The 4,981-nt window shown below is 64.6% G+C and carries 11 protein-coding genes; all 11 read left to right on the top strand.

Translation table 11 applies throughout. From position 1 onward, the window contains the following. Positions 1–186 precede the first annotated feature (186 nt). The 11 genes from WFK95_RS24650 to WFK95_RS24600 all read left to right on the top strand — a co-directional run bounded on the left by WFK95_RS24650 (position 187) and on the right by WFK95_RS24600 (position 4,499). On the top strand, positions 187–339 hold the full coding sequence (locus tag WFK95_RS24650) for a hypothetical protein (protein WP_336672293.1): 153 nt from the start codon (positions 187–189) through the stop codon (positions 337–339). Between the two features lie 258 nt (positions 340–597). Continuing rightward, positions 598–774, top strand: coding sequence for a hypothetical protein (locus tag WFK95_RS24645; protein ID WP_336672292.1), 177 nt, complete (start codon positions 598–600; stop codon positions 772–774). Continuing rightward, on the top strand, positions 771–1,130 hold the full coding sequence (locus WFK95_RS24640; RefSeq protein ID WP_336672291.1) for a hypothetical protein: 360 nt from the start codon (positions 771–773) through the stop codon (positions 1,128–1,130). The genes WFK95_RS24645 and WFK95_RS24640 overlap by 4 nt, the downstream gene beginning before the upstream one ends. A gap of 109 nt (positions 1,131–1,239) precedes the next feature. Then, the gene (locus WFK95_RS24635) at positions 1,240–1,875 is read left to right on the top strand and encodes a DUF7341 domain-containing protein (protein WP_336672290.1); all 636 of its coding nucleotides are present in this window, start codon (positions 1,240–1,242) and stop codon (positions 1,873–1,875) included. 178 nt (positions 1,876–2,053) lie between these two features. Beyond that, positions 2,054–2,404 carry a DUF7352 domain-containing protein gene (locus WFK95_RS24630; protein WP_336672289.1) on the top strand — a complete coding sequence of 117 codons (351 nt, stop codon included), beginning with the start codon at positions 2,054–2,056 and terminating at the stop codon, positions 2,402–2,404. Further along, positions 2,401–2,889, top strand: coding sequence for a hypothetical protein (locus WFK95_RS24625; RefSeq protein WP_336672288.1), 489 nt, complete (start codon positions 2,401–2,403; stop codon positions 2,887–2,889). The genes WFK95_RS24630 and WFK95_RS24625 overlap by 4 nt, the downstream gene beginning before the upstream one ends. 190 nt (positions 2,890–3,079) lie before the next feature. After that, on the top strand, positions 3,080–3,313 hold the full coding sequence (locus WFK95_RS24620) for a hypothetical protein (RefSeq protein ID WP_336672287.1): 234 nt from the start codon (positions 3,080–3,082) through the stop codon (positions 3,311–3,313). Continuing rightward, entirely contained in the window at positions 3,310–3,612 is a 303-nt protein-coding gene (locus WFK95_RS24615; protein WP_336672286.1) for a hypothetical protein, read from the top strand. Before WFK95_RS24620 ends, WFK95_RS24615 begins: the two co-directional genes overlap by 4 nt. Further along, a complete protein-coding gene (locus WFK95_RS24610) occupies positions 3,609–3,917 on the top strand; it encodes a hypothetical protein (RefSeq protein ID WP_336672285.1) in 309 nt (102 codons plus the stop codon). The genes WFK95_RS24615 and WFK95_RS24610 overlap by 4 nt, the downstream gene beginning before the upstream one ends. Before the next feature lie 115 nt (positions 3,918–4,032). Continuing rightward, the gene (locus WFK95_RS24605; RefSeq protein WP_336672284.1) at positions 4,033–4,290 is read left to right on the top strand and encodes a hypothetical protein; all 258 of its coding nucleotides are present in this window, start codon (positions 4,033–4,035) and stop codon (positions 4,288–4,290) included. Next, the gene (locus tag WFK95_RS24600) at positions 4,287–4,499 is read left to right on the top strand and encodes a hypothetical protein (RefSeq protein WP_336672283.1); all 213 of its coding nucleotides are present in this window, start codon (positions 4,287–4,289) and stop codon (positions 4,497–4,499) included. The genes WFK95_RS24605 and WFK95_RS24600 overlap by 4 nt, the downstream gene beginning before the upstream one ends. Positions 4,500–4,981: the final 482 nt, after the last annotated feature.

Here is a 4,981-nt window from a genome sequence, read left to right as displayed (position 1 = left end):
CCGTCAGGTCCGCCTCGGCCGGTTGACGCCCGTCGAATACGAGACGATCATCAACACAGCCGCCTCAGCGGCATGACACCGACACTGTCACCCGATCGTGCAGCAGTCCCCTGCGGGCAGGTTCTGGCTGTAGGACTCGATGGCGGCTCAGTCTGGGGCGACGATCTGCAGGCCATCCTCGACGCTGTGAAGTGGGAAGAGCCCCACCAGGTGGTTGCGATCCTGCGGAACTACGACCTCGATCCCGCTGAGGCTGAGGTCTACCGACCCCGCTACCAGATCGCCACCGGCTACTACGAGGACGTCGTGACCCAGCTCGGACCCGAGGCGGAGTCATGACTGTTGTGATCGAGCACAGTGTGTGGGTTGACATCGCCCCCGCCACCAGCGAACCCGTCACCCGAGCCGGGTGTCGATGCGGGTGGAGTTTGCGCTGCTCCCTGGACTGGAAGGCGGCGATGGAGTTGGCCCGGGAGCACGCGATCCTCGCCACGTATCGGCCCCCGGTTGGTGACCGGCACAGGCCGAACCCCTGCCTGACAGCGAAGGAGGGGTGCTGACATGGGGAAGCACTCGAAGCAGCCGACGATGTACCTCGTGTCCCGCAGCAGCATGGGCGAGAGCTACCTCAAGCTGCTCGTCGGCGAACATCTCGTCAGCATCTTCGACTACGACCCGAGAGACGGCGAAGAGAAGCTGAACGAAATCCTCGCGGGGTGCCGGCGGGTCGCCGACCGGAACGGCATCGAGTTCGAAGGTCTGGTGAACCGATGAGCACGCCCACTGAATCCGGACGTCTCGCATGGGACAAGCCACTGCGGGTCCAGCTGGCCGACCCGGTCCTGAGCCTTATCCATTGGCGTGCTGCTCATCCCGGCCGCCACGACGTACCCACCGCCGAGGAGTGGGCGGAGATGCAGCGGCAGTCGACGGAGGCTGAGGAGCGGGCGAAGGCGAACACCACCCGGTACCTCGCGCTCGAAGCCCGACGGTCCGCGAACCCGATGTGGCGCAAGGTGCACGACGCCCTCGGTGTCGACGGCAAGTACGCGTGCATCGACTGCCTCGGCACGCAACCCGAGGATGTCGACGCCGTGATGGATGCCGTCTACGGGAAGGGCCGCTGGTGATCGACCGCTTGTGTTTCGTGTGTGACCGCACGTTGACCGCCGATGAACAGGCTGACCGGGACCGCACAGGCTGCGGACTGCACTGCGCAACAACGGAGGACTGAACCCGATGACCGACGAGCACACACTCCCCGACGCCCGACGCCAACTCGACGACGCCCACCACCACCTCTGCGCCGCACAAACCCACCACGACGCCCACGGCACCTACACCGCCCCATCACTCCTCACCCAACTACAGCAAGCCCTCCAAAACGCTGACCGGCCACGCAACCCCGGCGGACGACCAGGCTTCGAATCCCACCCCACCGCATGGCTGTCCGGCATCGACAAGATGCAGGAGATCGAGCGGAAGGTGAAGGAGTGGGCGGCGGTCATCGGCCATGACGGCCGCGACAACATCCACACCCTGCTCGACCGCGTGAACAGCTTCAAGTGGGCGCCCGCACAAATCGAAACCGTCCACGAAGCCACCCGCGCCATCAACCACTGGGCCGACTGGATCCACTCCGCACTCACGGGAGACACCGTCGGCCTCTACGACAAACCCTGCCCCAACTGCAGTCAGGGGCCGTGGACCTATCGGCGCATCGCAGGCGAAAACGTCAAAGTCACCATCCTCGTCGCCCACCGCCAAGAAGACGTCTGGACCCGCGTCGAATGCATCGACTGCCATCACCAGTGGGTGGGTATCACGCAGATCATCAACCTGGGACGCATCTTCGAAACCGAGGCAGCAGCATGACTAGTCCCGACCCGCAGGTGCAGCTGACGACCGCCGGCCCGCGCCGAGGGCATTGCCCCGAGGGGCATCCCGCGCTCGTGTTCAACATGCACGTCCTGTCCGACACCGGTGTGTCGGAGGCTCCGTTGGGTTCCGCCGTGTTCTGCGCTACCTGCTTCGACGTTGAAAAGGGATACCGATGAGCCGCGTCGTCTGGAAGTTCACCGTCCCCGTCACCGACCGCGCAACCGTAGTCATGGACGCCCAGCTGTTGAAGTGGCTGCACGTCGAATCGGCCGGCCCGGACATGCTGACAGTGTGGGCGTTGGTTCGGCCCGCAGCGGACGGGAAGGCGCGCCGGTACGTGCTGCATGTGCACGGGACAGGCCACAGGTTGTCGGAGCGTGCGGGCAGGCATGTGGGGTCCGTGTCGTGGCATGGGATCAAGACGACGGACCTGCTTGCGGGGCCGGTCGGGGAACCGATCGTGTTCGTGTGGCATGTGTTCGCGGAGAACGGCACCGAACTCGAGATCGGAGCCGCAGCATGACCGCCATAGCCGTGGCCGCTGCAATCGGATTCCTATCCGGCCTGTTCGTCGCCGCCATCGCGTGGGGACCGCTCGAACGCCGAGCCAAAGTTCCGAAGATCCGCAGGTCCGAGCCTAAGGAGGAGCGGTACGGCCACCCCTTCCCGCCAGTCTCCCGGATCCTCAAGTCGCTACCGGAACCGCCCTTCCCGCTGCAGTGGGAATCGTGGGTCGACCGCAGCGACGGCGGCATAACCCTCGTGATTCGGCTCGTCGACCTCACGAACCCGAGCGATGCGCTAGAGACATGCAAGGTGGACTTGCTGAACTACGCGCCCCACGGGACCACCTGGGCGGCAGCACGCCGCAAGTACTCGATGATCTACCCCAGCATGTTCGATCAGCAGGCGGTTGATCCGACGGTGGGGTGGGCGTACAAGGCACTCGCGCGTCGTGCTCCTGATCCAGCCGCCGCGGTCAGCGACTACCGGTTGGGCCGGAAGTGACTGGCCCGCCGTGGGTGTCCCTGTGGCCCACCAACGATCACGCCGACTGCTCGAAGGACGCCCGCCACGTCGGCATCCGCATGGACACTTACCTACTCGACCCGAACGGCGTCACCAAAATCGCGCCCGCAACCTTCTGTCCCGACTGCTACGCCCAACACAAAAGCACCACCAACGCCGAGGAGACACCATGACCGACACCACCGACACCCTGGACCCCGACACCGAAGCGCTGCGCACCGCGATCGAAGACGTGCTCGCCGACGCCATCGCGATCTACGGACCGCCCGACGAAGGCCTACCGAAGCACCTCGCTGCAGTGCTGCTGCGCACCTACACCGAAGCCAGTGAGATCGCCTCGGAAATACTGGCAGGCATAGGCGTCAACTGGACCAACTGGCGGCAGACAGGAGACGTGGCATGAGTACGCGGATCGCGCGCCGAGACCGCCGCAACCACGAACACGGCCACGAGTGGGTAGATCCCGAGCGCGCCCAACACGAGGCCGTCGTCCGGGCCAACAGGTTCATCTACGCAGCACGCACCGGGGCAATGTGGCGCAGCCTGCGCACCCTCGCGCAGCACACCGAAGACGCACTACGGATCGCAGCCGACCTGGCGGCGGGGCGGATCAAACCGCCGCTGGAATCGCACGCACGCGAGACCTGGTGGACCGACAACGCAGCGTCTGTACAGCGCTTCGAGGCCGGAGGTGCAGCATGACCGAGGATCAGACGATGCGGAGCCTGCTCGCCGTACACCGCACCGAACTCGACGAACGCGACCAGAAGATCACCGCACTCGAAGGACAGGTCCAAGACCAAGGCTGGCAGCTCGATAGCCAACACGCGGAGCACGAGCGAACCAAGAGCGACCTGAAACGCCTACAAGTCGTCGCCACCCAGCGCGCCGACAAGATCACCAAGCTGGAAGGCGTGATCGAGTCGCTGAAACTCGAACTCGCCGACGTGCGCGCCCAGTTCACCAAAGCACGCGAAGCAGGCGACTACCAGGGAACGGTCACGTGATCGACGATGGGCCGGCGCTGGTGCACGGCGAGCACTACACCATCGGCGACCTCTACACATGGTGCTGGGCGCACGGCATGGTCCGAGGCAAACACGACTGCACACAGGAGGGGGCATGATCAAGACCACCACCACCTACATCTGTGACGGCTGCGGGTACGAGACCGACGATCCCGACGCTGACCGAGCAACCCACGCGAGCATCCACATCAAGATCAACACCACCAGACGGGAATCGCTGATGGGCATCTTCGGCGATGAAGGGTTCTCACGCTACGTACGGCGCACAGACCCCATTGACGCGTGGGTGTGCGGCGGCTGCATAAACAAGGTGCTCGCGGTCATCGGCCAACGCTACGAGCAGACACCATGACCGACGAGTCCGCATCCTTCGACGCCACCACCAGCATCATCGGCACCCGCCTCCTCATCTCCCACTACCTCCTCGACGACGGACGACAGGCATACGCCGTCCAAATGACCGGCGGCACCTCACAGATCGAAGCACTCGGGCTGCTGCGGCTGGCAGAGGGACAGGTGCTCAAAGGCAACTGGCAAACACTCGAAGAAGACGACGAATAGCCACAGCTCAACCGATAGTTACACGCATGTGATTCGATGTGCTATAGTCACCACAGCAGGTGAAGTGTCCCTGCAGCAAGTTTGCTCCCCATCGTCCTCCGGGACTGGTGGGGCTTTTTTCGTTCGGGTGGACCAACGTCTCGGATTGCCAACGCGATACCGAGAGTTCCAATGAGGGAAACCCGACAAGCGTCCAACGGGACGCACAGCGCGCCGGGGTGACGAGGCAGCCACCCCACCCCGGCGCGCACCACCAAGACGCCGCCCCACCACAGGCGGAAGACGCGCTCCCCAGGGTCCGCGCCGTTGACGACTCACGGGTATCCCACGCCGTTCAATGTGGGCGACACCAACACAGTGTCCGGCTGAGTCGGGACTGCTGCACGATCGGGTGACAGTGTCGGTGTCATGCCGCTGAGGCGGCTGTGTTGATGATCGTCTCGTATTCGACGGGCGTCAACCGGCCGAGGCGGACCTGACGG

Source organism: Tsukamurella sp. USMM236, assembly GCF_037148755.1.
In the GTDB taxonomy this organism is placed as follows: domain Bacteria; phylum Actinomycetota; class Actinomycetes; order Mycobacteriales; family Mycobacteriaceae; genus Tsukamurella.
This window is presented reverse-complemented; position numbering and strand designations above follow the sequence as displayed.

Coding starts and splice junctions, on each gene's coding strand:
- WFK95_RS24640 (WP_336672291.1), top strand. CDS start 771: ATGAGCACGCCCACTGAATCCGGACGTCTCGCATGGGACAAGCCACTG.
- WFK95_RS24635 (WP_336672290.1), top strand. CDS start 1,240: ATGACCGACGAGCACACACTCCCCGACGCCCGACGCCAACTCGACGAC.
- WFK95_RS24630 (WP_336672289.1), top strand. CDS start 2,054: ATGAGCCGCGTCGTCTGGAAGTTCACCGTCCCCGTCACCGACCGCGCA.
- WFK95_RS24625 (WP_336672288.1), top strand. CDS start 2,401: ATGACCGCCATAGCCGTGGCCGCTGCAATCGGATTCCTATCCGGCCTG.
- WFK95_RS24620 (WP_336672287.1), top strand. CDS start 3,080: ATGACCGACACCACCGACACCCTGGACCCCGACACCGAAGCGCTGCGC.
- WFK95_RS24615 (WP_336672286.1), top strand. CDS start 3,310: ATGAGTACGCGGATCGCGCGCCGAGACCGCCGCAACCACGAACACGGC.
- WFK95_RS24610 (WP_336672285.1), top strand. CDS start 3,609: ATGACCGAGGATCAGACGATGCGGAGCCTGCTCGCCGTACACCGCACC.
- WFK95_RS24605 (WP_336672284.1), top strand. CDS start 4,033: ATGATCAAGACCACCACCACCTACATCTGTGACGGCTGCGGGTACGAG.
- WFK95_RS24600 (WP_336672283.1), top strand. CDS start 4,287: ATGACCGACGAGTCCGCATCCTTCGACGCCACCACCAGCATCATCGGC.